Below are 21,020 nucleotides of genomic sequence, written 5' to 3'. Positions count from 1 at the left end.
CGGGGGTGCTCATGTGCTCGCGGAGGGTCCGCCCACGGCGGGGCCGCCGCCCACCGTGGGAAGCGGCATCAGCACCGGCTCACCCGTGGGCGCCTTGCGGCACACATCCCCGCACTCGGCATCCAGTGAGCAGCACAGCGAGCAGACGGCCCCCGCCCGCACCGGGCAGTCGGCGATGTCCGGCAGCTCGTACGCCGTCTCGCACGAGGCGCACAGGTGGGTGGCGGTGATGTCCGGGACGTCGGCACCCGGCCCGTTCACCGGGTTCTTCCGGGCCAGGTAGTAGCGGCCCCCGGTGAGCCAGGCCAGCAGCGGGCAGAGCACCAGCGCGAGACCGCAGGCGATGAAGGTCGAGAACGCCTCGGCCACCTCCCCGAAGACCCCGAAGAAGGCGACGATCGAGACCGCCGAGGCGATCACCATCGCACCGAATCCGGCGGGGTTCACGGGATGCAGATACGCCCGCTTGAACTCGATGTACTTCGGGCTCAGCCCGAGCGGCTTGTTGATGACCAGATCGGCGGCGACGGCGGCTATCCAGGCGATGCCGACGTTGGAGTAGAAGCCCAGCAGCTTGTTGAGCGCCGCGAACATGTTCATCTCCATGAGCGCCAGCGCGATGGCGAGGTTGAGGAAGATGTACCAGACCCGGCCTGGGTGGCGGTGGGTGACCCGGGAGAAGAAGTTGGACCAGGACAGCGAGCCGCTGTAGGCGTTGGTCACATTGATCTTGATCTGGGAGACCACCACGAAGAGCGCGGCGGCGGGCAGCGCGACCGAGCCCAGCCAGGGCTTCAGCGCCTCGATCTGCGGGGCGATGGGCTCCAGCGCATGGGTCTTGCCGACCGCGCCGAGCGCCACGAACGCGAGGAAGGCGCCACCGATCTGCTTGGCCGCGCCGATGACCACCCAGCCGGGGCCCGCGGCCAGGACCGCCAGATTCCAGCGTCGCCGGTTCTCGTCGGTCTTCGCGGGCATGAACCGCAGATAGTCGGCCTGCTCACCGATCTGTGCGATCAGCGAGAGCGCGACACCCGTGCCCAGGCCGTATCCGATCCAGTCGAAACCGGAGCCCGCGCCCTCGGTCCCGCCGAAGGAGGCGAACGCGCCCCAGGAGTCCGGCGCCTCGAAGGCCAGCACCACGAACGGCAGGGCGAGCCCGATCAGCCAGATCGGCTGGGTCCACGCCTGCACCTTGGCGAGCGCGCCCATACCGCGGAAGACGATCGGGATCACGATGAGGGTGGTCAGCAGATAGCCGACCGGCAGCGGGATATGGAGGGCCTGGTGCATGGCCTGCGCCATGATCGAGCCCTCCAGCGCGAAGAAGATGAAGGTGAAGCTCGCGTAGATCAGCGAGGTCAGCGTCGAGCCGAAGTAGCCGAATCCGGCACCGCGGGTGATCAGATCCATGTCCAGGCCGTAGGTCGCACAGGCGCGGGCGATGGGGATGCCGGTCAGGAAGATGATCGTCGCCGCGGTGAGGATCGAGGCGATACCACTGGTGAAGCCGTAGGTGAAGACGATGGACGCGCCGATGGCGAAGTCCGCGAGATAGGCGATGCCGCCGAGCGCCGTGGAGGCGACCATGGTGGGCGACCAGCGGCGGTAGGAGTGGGGTGCGTAGCGCAGCGAGTAGTCCTCACGGCTCTCGTCCGCCGCCAGCCGGGCGTAGCCGCGCCGCGGAACGGTCGCCGGCCCTCCCGCCCGTGTCGGCCCTCCCGCCTTAGGTGTGACCGTATCGACCGCATCCGTCATACCGGCTTCCCCTGTCGCTCGGGCCGTTCTCTTACGCCCGAGGACGGTAGGAGCCGGAGGTGACGGGCGGCCGCGATACGCCATTGCCGGGCCGTTACGGCGGCGGGGCGGCGGTTAACTCGCGGTAAGGCGCCCCGGAACGGACCGCCCGACTATCGGTGAGCGCTGACGGCGATCGGTGAGCGCTGACGGCGATCGGTGAGCGCCGGCCGCGGGCGAACGATCACTTCACCGGCAGCCGGTACGCGATCCGGTAGCGCTCGGCCAGCACCACCACATCGGCGGTCTCCACCGGTCGGCCGCCCGCGAAGTACGTACGCGAGACGACCATCACCCAGTGGCCCGGCACCCCGCCGAGCGCCAGCACCTCCTCGGCCCGGCCGGGGCGCGCGCCGACCTCCTCCGCCACGTTGTCCACCACCAGGTCGAGGGCGGCCATCCGGTCGACGACGCCGCGCCCGGCCAGCGGGCCCTCCTCGGGCAGCATCACGGGCGTACGGCCGGTGAGTTCGAGCGGCTCCCAGGAGGTGGAGAGCATCACCACCTCCCCCTGCGACCGGAACACATAGCGGGTGCGCATCACCCGCTCCCCCACCTCGACCCCCAGCCGCCCGGCGATCTCGCCCCCGGCCGCCTCCTGCCCGCTCTCGGCCTCCCAGGTGCCGGTGATCCGGTCGTCGGTCTGCTCCTGCCGGAACGGCGTGGTCTCCCCGGCGGCGTGGAACCCGCCCCGGACCACCCGCCGCGGCACCGGCTGCGCCCGTACGTACGTCCCCGACCCGGAGCGCCCCTCGACCAACCCCTCGGCCATCAGCACCTTGCGCGCTTCGAGCGCGACGGTGTCCGAAACCCCGTACTCCTCCCGGATCCTGGCCTGGGAGGGGAGGCGCGCATGCGGCGGCAAGTCACCCGCGGCGATCTTCTTCCGCAGATCGTCGGCGACGCGGAGGTATGCGGGCTGGTCACCAAAGGCCACGTGCACTCCCTGGGTTGACAGTCAGCAACAGCTTGGCAACTCAGGGTTGCCGATTGCAACTGGAGGCCAGAGCTTCACTAGAAGTGGTGAATCGCAGCTCAGAGACGTTTAAGTCGCCCGAAGTCGGTGAGCTGCCCGGCGCCGGACACCTCCCCGGCGTTTGCGGCCGTGACGCGGTGTCGTGCCATCGGCCGTCCCGCACGTTTCGGCAGTCGGGCGCATTACGCTCCTGAGGAGCAGCCGCCGAAGCGTAGGGACGTGAGATGGACGACGAACCGCTGCCGGAGTGGGCGGAACCCCCGGCACCCGGGCCGGAGCGGGGATGAGCGGGTCACGGGCGGCGGCCACGGCGGCCGGCCGCTTCTCGCGGGTGCTGCCCGGGGTACTGCTGCTCGCGCTGTGCGCGGGGTGCACCGGTGGCGCCGGGGCGCAGGAGGCGAGCGGGGCGTCCGGCGCCGGGGCGGGGAGCGCGGGGGTCGGCGACGCGCTCTTCCCGCGGCTCGGCAACGGCGGCTACGACGTGCGGGGCTACCGCCTCGCCCTCGACTACACCCCCGGTTCGCGCCACCTCAGGGGCACCGCCCGGATCACCGCCCGCGCGGACCGCGCCCTGAGCTCCTTCCACCTCGACCTCGCCGGGCTGCGGGTGCGGAAGGCCACGGTGAACGGCCGTCCCGCCAAGGCCGCCCGCGACGGCACCGAGCTGGTGCTCGCCCCAGCCGCGGCCCTGCCCAAGGGCCGCACCTTCACGGCCACCGTCGTCTACGACGGCGAGCCGAAGACCCTCACCGGCGATGACACCGGGAAGGAGGGCTGGATCCGCACCCACGACGGCGCGGTGGCCCTCGGCGAGCCCACCGGCTCCATGACCTGGTTCCCCGGCAACCATCACCCCTCCGACAAGGCCGTCTACGACATCGCCGTCACCGTTCCCCAGGGCTACACCGCCGTCTCCAACGGGGAGTTGAAGGGCCAGGAGACGCGGGGGCACCGCACCACCTTCCGGTGGCACAGCGGTGAGCCCATGGCGAGCTATCTGGCCACGGTCGCCATCGGCCGCTTCGGGATCCGTACGACGACCACCGGCAAGGGCCTGCCCGCGTACCTGGCCGTCGACCCCACCGAGGCCGCCGGCGCCAAGGACATCGCCGAGCAGGTCGACGACGTGATCACCTGGGAGAGCCACACCTTCGGCCCGTACCCCTTCGCCTCCACCGGCGCCGTCGTCGACCACCTCCCCGGCCTGGGCTACGCCCTGGAGACCCAGACCAAGCCGTTCTTCGACGCGGCCCCGGACAAGACCCTCGTCGTCCACGAACTCGCCCACCAGTGGTTCGGCAATTCGGTCACGCCCCGGGTCTGGAAGGACATGTGGCTCAACGAGGGCTTCGCGACCTACGCCGAGTGGCTGTGGGAGGAGGACCACGACGGCCGCAGCGCCCAGCAGATCTTCGACGACTTCTACGACGGCACCGACGACGAGAGCGAGGGCATCTGGGACTTCCCGCCCGCCGACCCCCCGACCGTCGCCAGCGTCTCCGACCCGCCCGTCTACGGCCGCGGCGCGATGGTGCTCCACCAGCTCCGCCGGGCCGTCGGCGACCCGGCCTTCTTCACCATCCTCCGCACCTGGCTCATGGACCACCGGCACGGCAACGCCGACACCGAGCAGTTCATCGCGCTGTGCGAACGGAAGTCCGGCAAGGACCTGACCCGCCTCTTCGACGTCTGGCTGTACGGCGAGGGCAAGCCGAAGAAGCCCTGACGGCGGCGGGAAAGGTGACGCCCTCCCCTCGCCCGGAACCGCTACTGTTGAGCCATGACCGCACTGCCCGACTGGATGTGCCCACCGCGCGCGGAAGGCTGGTTTGCGGAGGACTTGGACCGCCTCCCCCAGGCGCCGCGCCACACCGAGCTGATCGACGGAGCACTCGTTTTCATGATGTCGCCGCAGAGGTGGTGGCACGGCCACCTCGTCACGATGCTCACCGTCGCACTCATGGAACAGGTACCCGCCGAGGCGAGGGTCGGCCGCGAGATGACGATCAAGCTGGATCAGCGCAACCGGCCCGAACCGGATCTGCTGGTGACAACGGCCGGCTTCGACAGTGACCGCACCTGGTTCGCGCCGGACGAAGTGCAACTCGTGATCGAGGTCGTCTCCCCCGAATCAGCCCACCGAGACCGCACGGTCAAGCTCCGCAAGTACGCCGAAGCCGGGATCCCCCACTACTGGTGCATCGAGGACGAGGACGGGGTGGCCGTCGTCCACGTCTATGAGCTCGACGAGCCGACCGGTGCCTATGCCCCGGCCGGGATCTTCCGCCACCACCTCCAGAGGACGGTTCCGTTCAAGATCGACATCGATCTGAGCAGGCTTGTACCGAACCGGAACGGCTGACGAGGGCCCTCACGGGCGTCAGCCCTGGGCTCAGGCGACGCTCAGCAGGGCGCTGGTCTCGGCGGAGGACATCTCGGTGGCGTAGACGCGGCTGCCCGGCTGGTGTTTGCGGCCGCCCTCGCCCAGGTGGCCGGCGTCCACGGGGTCGAAGCCGATGTCGCGGATCAGCCCGGCCACGGCGGCCTTGGCCTCCTCGTCGTTGCCGGACAGCGGGATGGCCACCCGGTCGGTGGCGCCCTGGGGGCGGGCGTGGTCGCGGAGGTTCTCCCAGTAGATCGCGTTGAACGCCTTGACCAGGTTGGCGCCGGTGTGGGCCTGGATCTTCTCGCTCGAGGTGGTGGCGTCGGTGTCGAGCTCCGGGTCGTTTCCGTCCCGCTCGGGGTAGTAGTTGCAGGTGTCGATCACGACCTTGCCGCGCAGCGGCTCGGTCGGCAGCTCCCGGTAGCGGCCGTACGGGATGGACACGACCACCGCCTCGCCGGTCCGGGCCGCCTCCTCGGCGGTCACCGCGCGGATCGGGCCGCCGATGCCGGTCACCAGGTCGGCCAGGGTGTCCGGGCCGCGGGAGTTGGCGATCGCCACCTCGTAGCCGATCGAGGCGAAGTGGCGGGCCAGCGTCGAGCCGATGTGGCCCGCTCCGATGATTCCGATGCGCACGGCGTTGCTCCCCTCCTCAGTCCGTGGTGGGCCCCCGGCGGGTTACCGGCACCCCGCGGATCATGCATTCGCCGTGGGTCGGATTGGGCGGGCTGCCACGCCCGTACCAGGTCCTCCGGCCCCCAATGCGCGGTCAGCGGCAGACCGTCGGTCACCCCGCGGCGGGAGACCGCGACCAGCGGCGTGTCCGGGGCGGTACCGGGGACGTTGGAGCCGCCGGCCTGGGCCGCGATCGCGCTGAACGTGCGCTCACCGCTGCCGACCGCTTCCAGTACGGCCCGGAGTGCGAGGCCTCGGGGAATTCGCCCGGCAGGGACAGCTCGCCGGCCACCAGCAGGGGCGAGAGTGGATTGGCGACCGAGGCCCGCAAGAATTCCGTACGGTCCATACCCGGCCTCCAGGACTGGACGATCTCGGGGAATCCATCAGTGATCAACTGGGCATCGACGGCCCCCGCGGCGTCGAGCTCGGTCATGGCCCGCACATCGGCCGGATTCAGGGGGTGGACGGTCATCTTCGACGCCCGGCCGAAGAAGGGGCGTCCGGCATCGCGGTGATCGACGAGGTGCCGGTCACTGCAAGCCGCGGCTAAGGCGCGAAGGCGCGAGAGCTAGACGTCGCCGCGGAGCACCGGTCGCAGCGCCTCGATCACCGTGGGATCGTCGATGGTGGAGGGCAGCTCCGGGTCCCGGCCGTCGGCGATGTCGCGCATGGTGCGGCGCAGGATCTTGCCCGAGCGCGTCTTGGGCAGGGCCGCGACCACGTCGACCCGGCGCAGCGCCGCCACGGGGCCGATCGTCTCCCGGACGGCGGCGACGAGTTCGGCGGCGATGTGCCGCGGATCGCGGGCGAGGCCCGCCTTGAGGACGACGAGACCGCGCGGCACCTGCCCCTTGAGCGGATCGGCGACGCCGACGACAGCGCACTCGGCGACATCCGGGTGAGCGGCGAGCACCTCCTCCATCGCGCCGGTGGACAGCCGGTGCCCCGCCACATTGATCACGTCGTCGACGCGGCCCATGACGTAGACGTAGCCGTCCTCGTCCTTACGGCCGCCGTCGCCGGTGAGGTAGTAGCCGCTGTAGGCGGACAGGTACGAGCGCACATACCGGGCGTCGTCCCGCCACACGGTGAGCAGCGTGCCGGGCGGCAGCGGCAGCCGGATCGCCACCGCGCCGTCGGCGCCCGGCGGCGCGTCGCGGCCCGTGGCGTCGAGGATGCGCACGTCGTAGCCGGGCATGGGCACGGTGGGCGAACCGGCCTTGAGCGGGTGCGGCTCCAGGCCCATGGGGTTGGCGACGATCGGCCAGCCGGTCTCGGTCTGCCACCAGTTGTCGACCACCGGAACGCCGAGCAGGTCCGTGGCCCAGCGGTAGGTCTCCGGGTCCAGGCGCTCGCCGGCCAGGAACAGATGGCGCAGCGATCCGATGTCGTGGGCGTGCAGGAGTTCTCCGCGCGGGTCCTCCTTCTTCACCGCGCGGATCGCCGTCGGCGCGGTGAACAGTGCCGTCACGCGGTGTTCGGCGATCACCCGCCACAGCGCACCGGCGTCCGGGGTGCCGACCGGCTTTCCTTCGTAGAGCACGGTGGTGCAGCCGGTGAGCAGCGGTGCGTAGACGATGTAGGAGTGGCCGACGACCCAGCCGACGTCCGACGCCGCCCAGAAGACCTCACCGGGATGGGTGTCGTACACGTTCTCCAGGGACCAGCGCAGCGCCACCGCGTGGCCGCCGTTGTCGCGCACCACGCCCTTGGGCCGGCCGGTGGTGCCGGAGGTGTAGAGGATGTACAGCGGGTCGGTGGCGGCCACTGGGACGCAGCCGACCGGCTCGGCGGTCTCCATGACCTGGTCCCAGTCGAGGTCACGGCCGGTCATCTCCGCCGCGCACTGCGGCCGCTGACGGATCACACAGTGCTCCGGCTGGTGTTCGGCCAGCGCGAGGGCATCGTCCAGAAGCGGCTTGTACGGCACGACACGGGCCGGTTCGACACCGCACGAGGCGGCGATGACGAGCTTGGGGCGGGCGTCGTCGATGCGTACGGCGAGCTCACGCGCGGCGAATCCCCCGAAGACGACCGAGTGGACGGCGCCGACGCGGGCGCAGGCCAGCATGGCGACGACCGCCTCGGGGATCATCGGCATATAGATCACGACGCGGTCGCCCCGGGCCACCCCGAGCCCGGTCAGCACCCCGGCGAACCGCGCGACCTCATCACGCAACTCCCGGTAGGTGAACGCCGCCTTGCGGCCGGTGACCGGGCTGTCGTACACCAGCGCCAGCTGCTCGCCGCGCCCGGCGTCGATGTGGCGGTCCAGAGCGTTGTGGCAGGTGTTCAACCGCCCGTCCGGGAACCACCGGTACAGCGGGGCCTCCGACGCGTCGAGGGCCCGGGTCGGGGCGACGGTCCAGTCGACGGCACGGGCGGCGTCCAGCCAGAAGCCTTCCGGATCCTCCAGGCTGCGCCGGTACTCAGCCGCGTAGCCGTCCTGCTTCGGCGCCTGCGTCATGTCGATGCCCCTTCCCTCGTCCCGTGTCCCTCGTTCCGCGTTCCTCGTTCCGCCCGCGCCGTGCCGGGAGGTGCCTCCCGGCCGCGCCCGTCCCGTACGAGCGGGCCGGCGGGCACGCATGCGGGCGGCACCACGGCCGGCCCAGCGGATATGCCCGCCGGGCGTCAGGGTCATTTCATCAGCCATCCGGCGATGGCTTCCGCGCATGCGTCCAAAATGGCCTCACCCTTCTCGGCGGACGCCCCGCGCGCGTCACCCGCCACGCCCGACGCCGTGACCGTGGCGATGGGCGCGGACCGTGCCGCTCGGTGGAGCCCACGGGAAGCAGCACCGGTACGCCCCGGCGGAGGTCAGTGCGCGCTTTCAGGAATGACCAGCGCCTGTTCCCGGACACACTCGGCCGTAGTCCGGGCGGACCGAATATCTGTGGTGGCGAAATGAGAAATCAGCACAGAATGCGATGAAGATTCCTGGCGTGACAATCGGAGCGTAATGATTTACCATGCGCCGCCGCATGCGCTGTGCTACTGTTGCGTCCAGTTGCAGTTGTGGTTCCCAAAATCTTTAAGTGTCCTTACTGGCCTTCCATGCCAGTGGCAGTTTTTCTGTATTCCGGTCATATTCCGGGCTGGGCAATCATCGCGCGACGCGGAGGCCGCAGAGCGTGGTCTCCGGGCACTGCCCAAAGGAGATGTGACATATGGCCACTGGCACCGTGAAGTGGTTCAACGCGGAAAAGGGATTCGGCTTCATCGAGCAGGACGGCGGCGGCGCCGATGTGTTCGCCCACTACTCGAACATCGCCGCCCAGGGTTTCCGCGAGCTCCTGGAAGGCCAGAAGGTGAGCTTCGATATCGCGCAGGGCCAGAAGGGCCCGATGGCCGAGAACATCATTCCTGCCCGAAGCTGACGCGCGCGGCGAGAAGCTGAGGCCCGCGCCGTGGAGTGCGGGCCTCGACTCATGCCGGACCCGTTTCGGCATTTTTTTCTGGCCCGTTCTTGCGATTCTCTGCGCCGCTGAGCGCTGCGGGAATTCCTTGATGCGTGCCGCTTCCAGGAAGGTTCCGCATGAACCGCACACGTACGAACGCCCGTTCCGTCCCTGCCCGTACCGGCAGTTCCGGCTCCCGGAAAGGCGGCAGCCGCTCGGCGGCCACGGTCTCCAAGCGGTCCGGTGGCCCGAGCCGTTCCCGCGGTTACGCGGGCCGGCCCGCCGCACCGCGGGGGGAGTTCGCCCCGCCGGTGACGGTCAGCCCCGCACTCCCCGCCGCCGAGACGTTCGCCGATCTCGAGATGCCCCGGCAGTTGCTGGCCGCGCTCGTCGCCGAAGGGGTGACCGTACCGTTTCCGATCCAGGCGGCGACCCTGCCGAACTCCCTCGCGGGTCGTGACGTACTCGGCCGCGGGCGCACCGGATCCGGCAAGACCCTGGCCTTCGGCCTGGCGCTGCTGGCCCGTACGGCCGGTCGGCGAGCCGAGCCCCGGCAGCCGCTGGCGCTGGTGCTGGTGCCCACCCGGGAGCTGGCACAGCAGGTCGCCGACGCGCTGGCTCCGTACGCCCGCTCCGTGCGGCTCCGGCTGGCCACAGCGGTCGGTGGGATGTCGATCGGCAAACAGGCCGGTGCGCTGCGTGGTGGGGCGGAGGTGGTCGTCGCGACGCCAGGCCGTCTGAAGGACCTCGTCGAGCGAGGCGACTGCCGCCTGGACCAGGTCGACATCACCGTCCTGGACGAGGCTGACCAGATGACCGACATGGGCTTCATGCCGCAGGTCACAGCGCTGCTGGAGCAGGTGCACCCGAAGGGGCAACGGATGCTGTTCTCAGCCACTTTGGACCGCAACGTCGACCTTCTGGTCCGCCGGTACCTGATCGACCCGGTGGTCCACTCCGTCGACCCCTCCGCGGCCGCGGTCACCACGATGGAGCACCACGTGCTGCATGTGCACGGCGCGGACAAGCACCGGGTGACAACGGAGATCGCGGCGCGAGAGGGCCGCGTGATCATGTTCTTGGACACCAAGCACGCCGTCGACCGGCTCACCGGCCATCTGCTGGAGAGCGGTGTTCGGGCCGCCGCACTGCACGGTGGAAAGTCGCAGCCGCAGCGCACCCGGACCCTGGCCCAGTTCAAGACGGGGCAGGTGACGGTCATGGTGGCGACCAATGTCGCGGCACGCGGAATCCACGTCGACAACCTCGACCTGGTGGTCAACGTGGACCCGCCCAATGACCACAAGGACCACCTTCACCGGGGAGGCCGCACGGCCCGCGCCGGCGAGTCCGGCCTCGTCGTCACCCTGGTGACGCCCGCCCAGCGCCGCGACGCGGTCCGTCTCATGGCAGACGCCGGGATCCGCCCTCGGACCACCCAGGTCCGCTCGGGTGAGGCCGAGCTGAGCCGCATCACCGGCGCGCGCACTCCATCGGGCATTCCGGTCGTCCTGACGACAGCGGGGTTGGAGCGCCCCAAGCGCGGCGTCCCCCACACTCGCGATCGGCGCGGCCGTGCCACCGGCGACCGACGGACCGGCGCGGCGACACACCCCGAAGCTCAGGGGCGGTCCGCCCTCGACACGGCAGCCTAGAACCTTCCTCGGCCAGGACTTTACCCTTCCCCAAGGAGGCACGCTTTGACGCTGGTCCAGATGACGCCGCAACCGGCGGATTCCGCCACCGAGACCGTGATCGACGCCATGGATGCGCCCGGCCCGCAGGTCTGGGACGACATGACCGTAGAGGTGGCCCTGTCCGTCATGGCCAGCGCCCGCTCCGGGCACCTGCTCGTCTACGACGAGGACGGCCGGTGCACGGGCCTGGTCACCCAGACCCAGCTCACCGTCGTCCGCGACAGCTCCGCGTACACGGATCGGGTCCGGCTGCGGGACGTCCTCGGCGACAACGGCCCGTTCACCTCGCCCCTGACCACGATCGCCGAAGCCGAGCGCACGATGCGGCACCGGCGGCTCGGGGCCCTGCCCGTCATCGACGAGCATGGATGCGCCGTGGGCATTCTCGCCCTCTCACGCCGATCCGCCTTCCCCGCTCATCCCTCCTCCCTCTGCCTGTGAGGCACCCATGCGCTGCGTCATCGCCCGTTACCCCTTCGACCTGACCAGGAGTGGAGTGCTGGCCTCGATGAAGGGTGTCAGGCCCGAGCTCGTCACAGGTGAGTCCGTGCTCATCGGCCGCCGACAGTACCCCGTGAAGCAGGTGGGCGAGGTCATCACCGGGCAGGACCGTCGTGACTTCACCGCCGGCGAGGTCACCAGGGCCATGACCCGTCTCGGCTTCACGTGCCGAGCGTTTCCCGAAACCTCACCCGCGCGCGGTCTCACTCCGCTCGAGGAAGCGTCGGCTCAGCTCGGCACCCCCGCGCCCGGGTAACCGGCGAGAGAGGCGAAAGCCGGGACCAGGACAGCGTTGAGGGCTCGACCGGCACGCGCCGGTCGAGCCCTCGACGCTTTCAGTGTCCGGTCGGCAAGACAGCGCTTCCATGGCCGACCCGGTCCGTGACTCATGAATCGGAGTAGCTGAAGTCGCCAACGGTCCAGGCGCTGACGTCCTTGATCGCGACGCGGTACATCCCGCCCGTCTCGGGGATCCCCATGCTTCCTTGCAGGATCCGGGCGACATGGAAGTGCAGATGCGTGGGCGGCTCGTCGCGGTCGGGCCGGTCCCGCGTCCCGCCGGCGGTGAAGACTCCGGCGAAGGGGCCGAGGCGGTCCGAGTCCCTCAGGATCTCCGACACACGCTGCCTCCACACGGCTTCGGGAGCCAACCGACCGGTGATGACAGCGCCGCCGGTGACCACGGTCAGGGACATCTGGTTGCTCTTCTCCGACTCCACCATGGCGGCCACGTCAACGAGCAGTTCGTCAGCGTTCGACATGAGAGCCGATTTTATGCATCGGTCCGGCCCGCTGTACCCCACTGGACGCGGCGCGAACGCGCCGACACCTCCCGCCGAGATGCGGCCGCTGAGCCGGGCCGGGTGACCAGCCGCACGACCGCCGCTACGGACCATAGCCAACCGGGGGTCCACGCGGAACAAAATCTCTTCTCGTCAGAGTAGACATTGGACCGTGCCCTGGTTAAGGTTTTTCTCGTAGACGGAGTCGAGCGAGACCCGCAGACACGAACTGGCGGGTAGAAGTACGTGAAGTTCGCAGGTCGGTGCGGCTGTCGAGTCGCGCAGCCAGGTAGTTCGCAGGACGGCGACGGGACTGGCAGCCGCACCGTGCAAGCCCGAAGTGGATGACTTGACGAAGAAGGAGGAAGCGGACGCCATCAGGATCGCCCGGGCACGGAGAACCGGCCCGGGTACCGCAAGACCCCGGATGGGAAGGTGGTCCCCGGTCACGCAACCGCGATCCCCGCGATCCCGCCCCCCTCGGGCGGCGTAGCGGAAGACAGAAGGTCGGCAGAGCAGTAGGGCCGACAGATGGTGTTGAATTTCCTTCGGGGCCCTGGTGCGCACGGCACCAGGGCCCCTCGACGCGTTGCTCAACGAGGTGAGAATGACAGCAGACAATCCGCTCAGTGGCCGTCTGGACGACGACGACTACCCCGCCTACACCATGGGTCGGGCAGCAGAGATGCTCGGCACCACCCCCGGCTTCCTCCGCGCCATCGGTGAGGCCCGCCTCATCACCCCGCTCCGCTCGGAGGGCGGGCACCGCCGGTACTCCCGCTACCAACTCCGGATCGCCGCCCGCGCCCGCGAACTCGTCGACGAGGGCATGCCGGTCGAGGCCGCCTGCCGCATCGTGATCCTCGAGGACCAGCTCGAGGAAGCCCAGCGCATCAACGCGGAGTTCCGCCGCGCCGCGGCCGAACAGCACGACGACTCGCCATGACTTTTGCGAGCCCCGCCAAGCCTGGCTGACGACGGCACGGGGCACTCGGGCACGTTCCGCGCCGGATGCGACGCCCTACCCGTGGGAATGAAGCCGCCAAGGCCGCGGGCATCCTGTGCGGCAGGACAGGCACCGCCGACGAGGAGGTAGGACGGAGTTACAGGGTGTCCGTCAGGGCTCTCATGCACTTCAAAGAAATTCCGGACACCATCGTCCATGTCGACGACGTTGAGAACGGTGCTCTCGGGTGTTCTGCCGGGTCCACCCACCGCCTACCGCCTCGGTGACCGGTCACGCCTCGTCGAACGGCAGCCGCAACAGCGACTCGGACGATCGGCTCCGCCGGCCGCCCGCTCCAGTTGGGCCGGCCCCGCTCGATGTGCTCCAGCACCAGGCCATCTTCGTGGTCCGCCCGAAGATCGGGCAATTACGAGACGGCAACGCATCCCATCATGGAGACATCGCTGCCGACCAGGATCAGCAACACGGGCGCGTCTAGACGTTGAAGCGGAACTCCACCACGTCCCCGTCCTGCATCACATAGTCCTTGCCCTCCATGCGCGCCTTACCGGCCGCGCGGGCCTCGGCGACGGAGCCCGTCTCGACCAGGTCCTGGTAGGAGATGACCTCGGCCTTGATGAAGCCCTTCTGGAAGTCGGTGTGGATGACACCGGCCGCCTCCGGGGCCGTGGCGCCCTTCTTGATGGTCCAGGCGCGGGACTCCTTGGGGCCGGCGGTGAGGTAGGTCTGGAGGCCCAGGGTGTTGAAGCCGACGTGGGCGAGGGTGGCCAGGCCGGGCTCGTCCTGGCCTACGGACTGGAGGAGCTCGAGGGCCTCGTCCTCGTCGAGCTCGGCGAGGTCGGCCTCCAGCTTGGCGTTGAGGAAGATCGCCTCGGCGGGGGCGACGAGGGCGCGCTGCTCGGCCTTGAAGGAGTCGTCGGTGAGCTCCTCCTCGTCGACGTTGAAGACGTAGAGGAAGGGCTTGGTGGTGAGCAGGTGCAGCTCGTGGAGGAGGGCGGCGCGCTCGCTGCCCTGGACGATGCCGGCGGAGAAGAGGGTGCGGCCCTCGTCGAGGATGGCCTTGGCCTCCTCGACGGCCTTGACCTGGGGCTGCTTGTCCTTCTTGATCCGGGCCTCCTTGACCAGGCGCGGCAGCACCTTCTCGATGGTCTGGAGGTCGGCGAGGATCAGCTCGGTGTTGATCGTCTCGATGTCGCTCTTCGGTGAGATCTTGCCGTCGACGTGGACGACGTTCTCGTCCTTGAAGGCGCGGATGACCTGGCAGATGGCGTCCGACTCACGGATGTTCGCCAGGAACTTGTTGCCCAGGCCCTCGCCCTCCGAGGCGCCCTTGACGATGCCCGCGATGTCGACGAAGTCGACGGTGGCGGGCAGCTTGCGGGCCGAGCCGAAGATCTCGGCGAGCTTGTCCAGGCGGGGGTCGGGGACGCCGACCACGCCGACGTTGGGCTCGATGGTGGCGAACGGGTAGTTGGCCGCCAGCACGTCGTTCTTGGTGAGGGCGTTGAACAGGGTCGACTTGCCGACATTCGGCAGACCGACGATTCCGATCGTGAGCGACACGTTGACGACTTCCCGTAGCTTCCCTTGGCGGGATGTGAGGACCGATGACGGGCCCCGGTGGAGCCGGGGCCGGTCCACCAGTCTACGGGGCCGCCCTCGATCACCCGGCCGGGCTGACAATCGGTCGAACACACTGCCAAGGTCCTGCGAAGGGCGTGTCCAAGACCGGATTCTCGCCCTCCGGCGACCTACGTTGGTCGGGTGGAGCATTACAGCACGCGTACGCCCCGCCGCGCGGCGGCACCGCCGCCCCGTCCCGCCGCGGACGACACATATCCGGGACGCGGCAGAAGCACGGGTCAGGGCCGGGGGCAGCCCGGCGGCGCGGCCCGGGCGCCGCGGCCTGCCGCACGCCGTACGGGGCCGTCCGGAGCGGCCGCGGCGCTGCCCGCCGTCCTGCGGCGGGTCCGGGGGCTGTCCCTCCCCGATCCCCGGCTGACCGGGCTGGGCGCGGGGCTGCTGACCACGCTCGCCATGCTCGGCGTCGGCTGCCTGGACGCGCTGCTGCTCTCCGGCTCGCCCACCGTCTACAGCGTGCTCTTCCTGCCCGCCTGCGCGGCCTGCGGACTGTGGGTGCGCCCGGCCGATCTGCTGGCGGCGCCGGTGACGGCGCCGCTGGCCTATACGGTCGGGCTGCTGCCGATCAACGAGGGCTCGGCGGGGTTCAGCGGACAGGCGGTGGGGGTCTTCACCGCGCTGTCGCTGCAAGCCGGCTGGCTCTACGCGGGGACGCTGCTGACCGTGGTGATCGTGCTCGTACGGCGGGCCGTACTGGTCACCCGGCGTCGCCGGCAGCAGCGGCCGCGGCCATCCCGGCACCCACGATCCCCGCGTTGTTCTGAAGCTGCGCCGGCACGATCTCGGCCCTGACGCCCTCGATCAGCGGCAGGAACTTGTCCGCCTTACGGCTCACCCCGCCGCCCAGCACGAAGAGCTCGGGAGAGAAGAGCATCTCCAGGTGATGGAGGTACTTCTGCACCCGGCGCGCCCAGTGCGACCAGCTGAGGTCGTGGTCGTCCTTGACCTTGGTCGAGGCCCGCTTCTCCGCCTCGTGGCCGTCCAGCTCCAGATGGCCCAGCTCGGTGTTGGTGAGCAGATGCCCGTCGGTGAAGACCGCGCTGCCGATGCCGGTGCCGAGGGTGAGCACGATCACGGTGCCCCTGACGCCGCGGGCGGCGCCGAACGTCGCCTCCGCGACCCCGGCCGCGTCCGCGTCGTTCAACACCGTGACCGGGCAGTCCAGCCGCTCGGTGAGGCGCGACGCCAGATCGGTGCCGATCCAGCTCTTGTCGACATTCGCGGCGGTAAGGGTGACACCGTCCTTCACCACACCCGGGAAGGTCACCCCGACCGGCCGCCCGGACCAGTCGAAGTGCCGGACGACCTCCACGACACCGTCCAGGACCGCGTCGGGCGTGGACGGATGCGGGGTGAGCACCTTATGGCGCTCTTCGGCGAGCTCACCCCGGTCCAGGTCCACCGGGGCGCCCTTGATGCCCGAACCGCCGATGTCGATGCCGAACACCTTCGCCGCGGACGCCCCCGTGGCCCCCTGGCCGTACGTCACCGCTGGGACCCCTCGGGCCGGCTGCCGGCCGCCGCGGCCTCCGGCTGGCCGACGGCCGCCGCGGCGGCCTCGGCCCGCAGGTCCCGGCGCAGCTCCTTGGGCAGCGAGAAGGTCAGCGACTCCTGCATGGGCTGGACGACCTCGACATCGCCGAAGCCGCGCTCGGCCAGCCACTCCAGGACGCCCTCGACGAGCACGTCGGGAACGGAGGCGCCCGAGGTCACGCCGACCGTGGTGACGCCCTCCAGCCATGCCTCGTCGATCTCGCTCGCGTAGTCGACCAGATGGCCCGCCTTGGCGCCCGCGCCAAGGGCGACCTCCACCAGCCGCACCGAGTTGGAGGAGTTCTTGGAGCCGACCACGATCACCAGGTCGGACTCGGCGGCCACCTGCTTGATGGCGGTCTGCCGGTTCTGCGTCGCGTAGCAGATGTCGTCGCTGGGCGGGCTGATGAGCTGCGGGAAGCGCTCCTTGAGCGCGTCCACGGTCTCCATCGTCTCGTCGACCGAGAGGGTGGTCTGGGAGAGCCAGACGACCTTGGACTCGTCCCGCACCTCGACGTTCTTCACATCGTCGGGGCCATCGACCAGGGTGATGTGCTCGGGGGCCTCACCGCTGGTGCCGATGACCTCTTCATGGCCTTCATGGCCGATCAGGAGGATGTCGTAGTCCTCCTTGGCGAACCGGACTGCTTCCTTGTGGACCTTGGTGACCAGGGGGCAGGTGGCGTCGATGGTGGCCAGCTTGCGCGTGGCGGCTTCCTCGTGGACCACCGGCGCGACACCGTGCGCCGAGAAGATCACGATGGAGCCCTCGGGCACCTCCTCCGTCTCGTCGACGAAGATGGCGCCCTTCTTCTCCAGAGTCTGGACGACGTACTTGTTGTGGACGATCTCCTTGCGCACGTAGATCGGCGCGCCGTACTGCTCCAGGGCCTTCTCGACGGCGATCACGGCACGGTCGACACCGGCACAGTAGCCACGGGGGGCCGCGAGCAGGACCCGGCGGGCGGAGGTTGCAGTCATGTCCCCCATGGTAGGGGCGACGACCGCGGGGTCTGCCGGTTGGTGGCGGCGATTGGGGAAGGCGGTTGGTGGCGGCGATGGGTGGGGGGCGATGGGTGGGGGGCGATGACCGCCGCTGCTGTCGGTGGGGGCCGATACCCTCGCGGTCATGGCTGTCAACACGTCCGCGGAGGCGCCGATCCCGGTCGGCGAGGTGTCCCGGCTGATCGGGGGCTGGATCGACCGGCTCGGCGCGGTCTGGGTCGAGGGGCAGATCACCCAGCTGTCCCGGCGCCCCGGCGCCGGTGTGGTGTTCCTGACCCTGCGCGACCCCAGTTACGACATCTCGCTGACCGTCACCTGCTTCCGCGCCGTCTTCGACAAGATCGCGGACACGGTCGCCGAGGGCGCGCGGGTCGTGGTGCACGCCAAGCCGGAGTGGTACGCGCCACGCGGGCAGCTGTCCCTGCGGGCCGCCGAGATCCGCCCGGTGGGCGTGGGGGAGCTGCTCGCACGTCTTGAGCAGTCGAAGAAGGCGCTGGCGGCGGAGGGACTGTTCGCTGCCGACCGTAAGAAGCCGCTGCCGTTTCTGCCGCAGCTGATAGGGCTGGTCTGCGGCCGCGCCTCGGCCGCCGAGCGCGATGTGCTGGAGAACGCGCGGCTGCGCTGGCCCGCCGTCCGCTTCGAGGTGCGCAATGTGGCCGTGCAGGGGGTGCACGCGGTGCCGCAGGTGATCGAGGCGGTCAAGGAACTCGACGCGCTGCCCGAGGTGGATGTGATCGTGGTGGCGCGCGGCGGCGGCAGCGTGGAGGATCTGCTGCCGTTCTCGGACGAGCAGCTGGTCCGGGCGGTGGCCGCGTGCCGTACGCCGGTGGTCTCCGCGATCGGCCATGAGCCGGACTCGCCGCTGCTGGACCTGGTCGCCGATCTGCGCGCCTCCACGCCCACGGACGCGGCGAAGAAGATCGTGCCCGATGTGGGCGAGGAGCTGATGCGCGTCCAGCAGCTGCGGGAGCGGGCGCTGCGCAGTGTGCACGGGCTGCTGGACCGGGAGGAGCGGGGGCTGGCCGCCGCGCTGGCCCGGCCGTGCATGCGGGAGCCGCATCGCATGGTGGACGAGCGCGAGGAGCGGATCACGGCGGTGCTGGAGCGCGCCCGCCGCTGCCTGGGCCATCTGCTGGACCGGGCCGACTCCGAGCTGGCCCACACCCAGGCGCGGGTGGTGGCGCTCTCCCCCGCCGCGACGCTGCGCCGCGGCTATGCGGTGCTCCAGCACCCCGACGGCTCGGTGGTGCGGGCGGCCGAGGAGGTCGAGGAGGGCGAGGAGCTGCGGGCGCGGGTCTCCGAGGGCGAGTTCCGGGTGCGGGTCGCTGTCGGACCCGCTGAATAGGGTGAGGGGTATGGCGAAGACGGACGAGCAGACCGGGCAGGCCGGACAGGCGGACGGCCAGGCCGGGCAGGGCGCGCGGGCGGAGACCACGCTCGGCTATGAGCAGGCGCGGGACGAGCTGGTCGAGGTGGTCCGCCGCCTGGAGGCGGGCGGCACCAGCCTGGAGGAGTCGCTGGCGCTGTGGGAGCGCGGCGAGGAGCTGGCAAAGGTCTGCCGCCACTGGCTGGAGGGCGCGAGGGCCCGGCTGGACGCGGCGCTGGCGGAGGACGAGGCCGCCGAGGGCGCCGAAGGCGCCGAGGAAGCGGAGAGCGCCGGCGAGGGCTGACCGGCGGCCGTCCGTCGCCCACGGTCGAACGGCCGCGGTCGTTGCGGGCCGTCGATCGACCGCCACACTCGGTCAAGCGTCCGCCGAGCGCACGGAGAGCCCGGCCGACGGTTCACGGCCGCCCCTCATCGCAGGCCGCCGAACCGACCGACCCAACCGACGCCCGGCGTCCACCGGCCACCACCCGCGCCGCCCGCCGTCGAACGGCCGAGCCGCACTCAGCCGCGCCGCCCGTCGATCGGCCACACCCGACCGGCACTCGGCGTCCACCGGCCGCCGCACTCGGACGTGCCGTCCGCCGGGCGCACGGAAAACCCCACCGAAGGCTGACCGGCCGCCGCTCATCGCTCACCGCCGAACGGCCGCACTCGACCGGCACTCGGCGTCCACCGGCCACCGCTGGCGCTGCTCGCCGCCGACCGGCGGCGTTGGATCGGCGCTCGCCGCCGACCGGCCGCCATCGGCCTTGCCGCCTTCGACCGGCGGCACTCGGTCGCGCCTTCGGCCTCAACGGAGGCCGACGGTGGCAGGGCGTCCCCGCGGGCGTGGCGGGGGGCCGCGTCGATCGGGCGTCGCCCATCAAGAGCACCCCATCCACCGCGCTCGACCGGCTCCGCCGGTCTTCGCGCTGTGATTCGGAGCACCTTCCCCATCCCACACCATCATTTTAGTTGAACATTAATCTATGCATCGTAGAGTGGAGCCCGTCAGCGATATCCCCGCTTATGCAGAGGTTTCTTCACATGGCACTCGTTCTCGACCCCGCCGCCCAGGACCTGCTCTTCCGCGAGGCCCGCACTGCCAACACCTTCACCGATGAGCCGGTGACCGAGGAGCAGGTGCAGGCGATCTACGACCTGATCAAGTACGCGCCGACCGCGTTCAACCAGTCGCCGCTGCGTATCGTGCTGGTCCGCTCGCCCGAGGCCCGTGAGCGGCTGGTTCAGCACATGGCCGAGGGCAACCAGCCCAAGACCTCGACCGCCCCGCTGGTCGCGATCCTCGCCGCGGACAACGAGTTCCACGAGGAGCTGCCCGCGCTCTTCCCGCACTTCCCGCAGGCCAAGGACGTCTTCTTCGCCGAGCGCGCCTCCCGTGAGCAGGCCGCGGCGCTCAATGCCTCGCTCCAGGCCGGTTACTTCATCCTGGGCATCCGCGCCGCCGGTCTCGCCGCCGGCCCGATGACCGGCTTCGACCCGGCCGGGGTCCAGAAGGAGTTCCTGGACGAGGACCACACCCCGCTGATGGTCATCAACATCGGCAAGCCGGGCGAGGACGCCTGGTTCCCCCGTGGCCCCCGCCTGGACTACGACGACGTCATCACCACGGTCTGATCGACCGCTCGATCACGCTCGAGCACGCTCGATGAACCAGGAGCCCTTGGCCCGGACCGGCGGGCGGTCCGGGCCAAGGGCCCCACTTCTCCGCTCAGCCCTTCTTCTCGGTCAGCGCCTCGGCCATCTTCGTCAGCTGCCCGTACGACGCCGTCCCGGTGACCACCGTGGTCACACCCGGCTCCTTGCGCACCAGCGCGTCGTACTTGTCGCCGTCGTAGCGGACCCAGTCCTTGCCGTCGATCCGCTGCGTCCGCTTCGTCTCCCGCGCCTGCTGGGTGACCTCCTCCACGAACGGCACGGGCTTGCCGTCGCTCTGCTCGACCGCGATGTACTCCTCGTTCTGGTCGAGGAAGCCCAGGTGCCAGAGCGCGCCGTCCTGCGCGGCGGCCGGGCGGTAGGTCACCGATGTCGCCCGCCAGCCCTTGGGCAGGGTCCCCGGATCGGGGGCGGCCACCGGGTACGGGGCGGCACGGCGGGCCGTGGCCAGCTCCACGCGGTAGTTCACCGTCTTCACCCCGGCGCCCTTGGGGCCCTCGTCATGCGGGATACCGAAGAGATAGATGGCCGCCGCGACGACGCCGATCGCCGCCAGCGACAGCACCATGTCCCGGACCGTCTCTTTGCCACGCATACCTGCCACGCCCCCTATCGTCCC

The 21,020-nt window shown here is 70.3% G+C and carries 20 protein-coding genes and 1 pseudogene; 11 read left to right on the top strand and 10 right to left on the bottom strand.

Going from position 1 to position 21,020, the window contains the following annotated elements; genetic code table 11:
* Positions 1 to 9 precede the first annotated feature (9 nt).
* Both ACJX2R_RS33015 and ACJX2R_RS33010 read right to left on the bottom strand, forming a co-directional pair.
* On the bottom strand, positions 10 to 1,758 hold the full coding sequence (locus ACJX2R_RS33015; RefSeq protein WP_413103105.1) for a purine-cytosine permease family protein: 1,749 nt from the start codon (positions 1,756 to 1,758) through the stop codon (positions 10 to 12).
* A gap of 223 nt (positions 1,759 to 1,981) precedes the next feature.
* On the bottom strand, positions 1,982 to 2,734 hold the full coding sequence (locus tag ACJX2R_RS33010; RefSeq protein ID WP_413103104.1) for a GntR family transcriptional regulator: 753 nt from the start codon (positions 2,732 to 2,734) through the stop codon (positions 1,982 to 1,984).
* A 322-nt stretch (positions 2,735 to 3,056) separates the two neighbouring features.
* On the opposite strand from ACJX2R_RS33010, the gene ACJX2R_RS33005 reads away from it, so the two are divergent.
* The gene (locus tag ACJX2R_RS33005; protein WP_413103103.1) at positions 3,057 to 4,499 is read left to right on the top strand and encodes a M1 family metallopeptidase; all 1,443 of its coding nucleotides are present in this window, start codon (positions 3,057 to 3,059) and stop codon (positions 4,497 to 4,499) included.
* A 54-nt stretch (positions 4,500 to 4,553) separates the two neighbouring features.
* Positions 4,554 to 5,135 carry a Uma2 family endonuclease gene (locus tag ACJX2R_RS33000; RefSeq protein WP_413103102.1) on the top strand — a complete coding sequence of 194 codons (582 nt, stop codon included), beginning with the start codon at positions 4,554 to 4,556 and terminating at the stop codon, positions 5,133 to 5,135.
* 30 nt (positions 5,136 to 5,165) lie between these two features.
* Here ACJX2R_RS33000 and ACJX2R_RS32995 read toward each other — a convergent pair whose 3' ends face one another.
* The 3 genes and pseudogenes from ACJX2R_RS32995 to ACJX2R_RS32985 all read right to left on the bottom strand — a co-directional run.
* The gene (locus ACJX2R_RS32995; RefSeq protein WP_413103101.1) at positions 5,166 to 5,792 is read right to left on the bottom strand and encodes an NADPH-dependent F420 reductase; all 627 of its coding nucleotides are present in this window, start codon (positions 5,790 to 5,792) and stop codon (positions 5,166 to 5,168) included.
* 610 nt (positions 5,793 to 6,402) lie between these two features.
* Positions 6,403 to 8,301 (bottom strand): propionyl-CoA synthetase, encoded by a 1,899-nt coding sequence (locus ACJX2R_RS32990; RefSeq protein WP_413103100.1) that lies wholly within the window; start codon positions 8,299 to 8,301, stop codon positions 6,403 to 6,405.
* Between the two features lie 170 nt (positions 8,302 to 8,471).
* A pseudogene (locus ACJX2R_RS32985) lies at positions 8,472 to 8,597 on the bottom strand (creatininase family protein); the annotation flags it as partial.
* A 404-nt stretch (positions 8,598 to 9,001) separates the two neighbouring features.
* Here ACJX2R_RS32985 and ACJX2R_RS32980 point away from each other — a divergent pair.
* The 4 genes from ACJX2R_RS32980 to ACJX2R_RS32965 all read left to right on the top strand — a co-directional run bounded on the left by ACJX2R_RS32980 (position 9,002) and on the right by ACJX2R_RS32965 (position 11,686).
* Positions 9,002 to 9,211, top strand: a complete 210-nt coding sequence (locus ACJX2R_RS32980) for a cold-shock protein (protein ID WP_413103099.1) — start codon at positions 9,002 to 9,004, stop codon at positions 9,209 to 9,211.
* A 158-nt stretch (positions 9,212 to 9,369) separates the two neighbouring features.
* Positions 9,370 to 10,887: a DEAD/DEAH box helicase gene (locus ACJX2R_RS32975; protein WP_413103098.1), complete on the top strand. Its 1,518-nt coding sequence runs from the start codon at positions 9,370 to 9,372 to the stop codon at positions 10,885 to 10,887.
* 45 nt (positions 10,888 to 10,932) lie between these two features.
* Complete coding sequence (locus ACJX2R_RS32970; RefSeq protein ID WP_413103097.1) at positions 10,933 to 11,370, top strand: CBS domain-containing protein; 438 nt, start codon at positions 10,933 to 10,935, stop codon at positions 11,368 to 11,370.
* Positions 11,371 to 11,377: 7 nt separating this feature from the next.
* Positions 11,378 to 11,686 carry an SCO5918 family protein gene (locus ACJX2R_RS32965; protein WP_413103096.1) on the top strand — a complete coding sequence of 103 codons (309 nt, stop codon included), beginning with the start codon at positions 11,378 to 11,380 and terminating at the stop codon, positions 11,684 to 11,686.
* A 130-nt stretch (positions 11,687 to 11,816) separates the two neighbouring features.
* Here the strand turns inward: ACJX2R_RS32965 and ACJX2R_RS32960 are convergent, their stop codons facing one another.
* Complete coding sequence (locus ACJX2R_RS32960; protein WP_413103095.1) at positions 11,817 to 12,191, bottom strand: hypothetical protein; 375 nt, start codon at positions 12,189 to 12,191, stop codon at positions 11,817 to 11,819.
* Positions 12,192 to 12,819: 628 nt separating this feature from the next.
* Here ACJX2R_RS32960 and ACJX2R_RS32955 point away from each other — a divergent pair.
* The gene (locus tag ACJX2R_RS32955; RefSeq protein WP_164429822.1) at positions 12,820 to 13,158 is read left to right on the top strand and encodes a MerR family transcriptional regulator; all 339 of its coding nucleotides are present in this window, start codon (positions 12,820 to 12,822) and stop codon (positions 13,156 to 13,158) included.
* A 495-nt stretch (positions 13,159 to 13,653) separates the two neighbouring features.
* Here ACJX2R_RS32955 and ychF read toward each other — a convergent pair whose 3' ends face one another.
* Complete coding sequence (ychF, locus tag ACJX2R_RS32950; RefSeq protein ID WP_262703525.1) at positions 13,654 to 14,742, bottom strand: redox-regulated ATPase YchF; 1,089 nt, start codon at positions 14,740 to 14,742, stop codon at positions 13,654 to 13,656.
* A 201-nt stretch (positions 14,743 to 14,943) separates the two neighbouring features.
* On the opposite strand from ychF, the gene ACJX2R_RS32945 reads away from it, so the two are divergent.
* A complete protein-coding gene (locus tag ACJX2R_RS32945; protein WP_413103094.1) occupies positions 14,944 to 15,612 on the top strand; it encodes a DUF6542 domain-containing protein in 669 nt (222 codons plus the stop codon).
* On the opposite strand, the gene ppgK is transcribed toward ACJX2R_RS32945, so the two are convergent.
* Both ppgK and ACJX2R_RS32935 read right to left on the bottom strand, forming a co-directional pair.
* The gene (gene ppgK / locus ACJX2R_RS32940; RefSeq protein ID WP_413103093.1) at positions 15,518 to 16,309 is read right to left on the bottom strand and encodes a polyphosphate--glucose phosphotransferase; all 792 of its coding nucleotides are present in this window, start codon (positions 16,307 to 16,309) and stop codon (positions 15,518 to 15,520) included. The two genes, ACJX2R_RS32945 and ppgK, sit on opposite strands and share 95 nt — an antisense overlap.
* Complete coding sequence (locus ACJX2R_RS32935; protein ID WP_413103092.1) at positions 16,306 to 17,343, bottom strand: 4-hydroxy-3-methylbut-2-enyl diphosphate reductase; 1,038 nt, start codon at positions 17,341 to 17,343, stop codon at positions 16,306 to 16,308. The genes ppgK and ACJX2R_RS32935 overlap by 4 nt, the downstream gene beginning before the upstream one ends.
* A gap of 139 nt (positions 17,344 to 17,482) precedes the next feature.
* Between ACJX2R_RS32935 and xseA the strand changes: the two genes are divergently transcribed.
* The 3 genes from xseA (at position 17,483) to ACJX2R_RS32920 (ending at position 20,362) form a co-directional block, all read left to right on the top strand.
* On the top strand, positions 17,483 to 18,703 hold the full coding sequence (gene xseA, locus ACJX2R_RS32930; protein WP_413103091.1) for an exodeoxyribonuclease VII large subunit: 1,221 nt from the start codon (positions 17,483 to 17,485) through the stop codon (positions 18,701 to 18,703).
* A gap of 10 nt (positions 18,704 to 18,713) precedes the next feature.
* Positions 18,714 to 19,028: an exodeoxyribonuclease VII small subunit gene (locus tag ACJX2R_RS32925; protein WP_413103090.1), complete on the top strand. Its 315-nt coding sequence runs from the start codon at positions 18,714 to 18,716 to the stop codon at positions 19,026 to 19,028.
* A 743-nt stretch (positions 19,029 to 19,771) separates the two neighbouring features.
* Positions 19,772 to 20,362: a malonic semialdehyde reductase gene (locus tag ACJX2R_RS32920; RefSeq protein ID WP_210944167.1), complete on the top strand. Its 591-nt coding sequence runs from the start codon at positions 19,772 to 19,774 to the stop codon at positions 20,360 to 20,362.
* A gap of 94 nt (positions 20,363 to 20,456) precedes the next feature.
* Here ACJX2R_RS32920 and ACJX2R_RS32915 read toward each other — a convergent pair whose 3' ends face one another.
* On the bottom strand, positions 20,457 to 20,996 hold the full coding sequence (locus ACJX2R_RS32915) for a DUF4245 domain-containing protein (protein ID WP_413106000.1): 540 nt from the start codon (positions 20,994 to 20,996) through the stop codon (positions 20,457 to 20,459).
* Between the last annotated feature and the right edge of the window lie 24 nt (positions 20,997 to 21,020).

Source organism: Streptomyces sp. Inha503 (assembly GCF_047215865.1).
Classification (GTDB): domain Bacteria; phylum Actinomycetota; class Actinomycetes; order Streptomycetales; family Streptomycetaceae; genus Streptomyces; species Streptomyces lycopersici.
The sequence above is the reverse complement of the archived record's forward strand: the minus strand, read 5'-3'. Positions and strand labels throughout refer to the sequence as shown.

Coding starts and splice junctions, on each gene's coding strand:
- ACJX2R_RS33015 (WP_413103105.1), bottom strand. CDS start 1,758: ATGACGGATGCGGTCGATACGGTCACACCTAAGGCGGGAGGGCCGACA.
- ACJX2R_RS33005 (WP_413103103.1), top strand. CDS start 3,057: ATGAGCGGGTCACGGGCGGCGGCCACGGCGGCCGGCCGCTTCTCGCGG.
- ACJX2R_RS33000 (WP_413103102.1), top strand. CDS start 4,554: ATGACCGCACTGCCCGACTGGATGTGCCCACCGCGCGCGGAAGGCTGG.
- ACJX2R_RS32990 (WP_413103100.1), bottom strand. CDS start 8,301: ATGACGCAGGCGCCGAAGCAGGACGGCTACGCGGCTGAGTACCGGCGC.
- ACJX2R_RS32980 (WP_413103099.1), top strand. CDS start 9,002: ATGGCCACTGGCACCGTGAAGTGGTTCAACGCGGAAAAGGGATTCGGC.
- ACJX2R_RS32975 (WP_413103098.1), top strand. CDS start 9,370: ATGAACCGCACACGTACGAACGCCCGTTCCGTCCCTGCCCGTACCGGC.
- ACJX2R_RS32965 (WP_413103096.1), top strand. CDS start 11,378: ATGCGCTGCGTCATCGCCCGTTACCCCTTCGACCTGACCAGGAGTGGA.
- ACJX2R_RS32960 (WP_413103095.1), bottom strand. CDS start 12,191: ATGTCGAACGCTGACGAACTGCTCGTTGACGTGGCCGCCATGGTGGAG.
- ACJX2R_RS32955 (WP_164429822.1), top strand. CDS start 12,820: ATGACAGCAGACAATCCGCTCAGTGGCCGTCTGGACGACGACGACTAC.
- ACJX2R_RS32935 (WP_413103092.1), bottom strand. CDS start 17,343: ATGGGGGACATGACTGCAACCTCCGCCCGCCGGGTCCTGCTCGCGGCC.
- xseA (WP_413103091.1), top strand. CDS start 17,483: ATGGCTGTCAACACGTCCGCGGAGGCGCCGATCCCGGTCGGCGAGGTG.
- ACJX2R_RS32925 (WP_413103090.1), top strand. CDS start 18,714: ATGGCGAAGACGGACGAGCAGACCGGGCAGGCCGGACAGGCGGACGGC.
- ACJX2R_RS32920 (WP_210944167.1), top strand. CDS start 19,772: ATGGCACTCGTTCTCGACCCCGCCGCCCAGGACCTGCTCTTCCGCGAG.
- ACJX2R_RS32915 (WP_413106000.1), bottom strand. CDS start 20,996: ATGCGTGGCAAAGAGACGGTCCGGGACATGGTGCTGTCGCTGGCGGCG.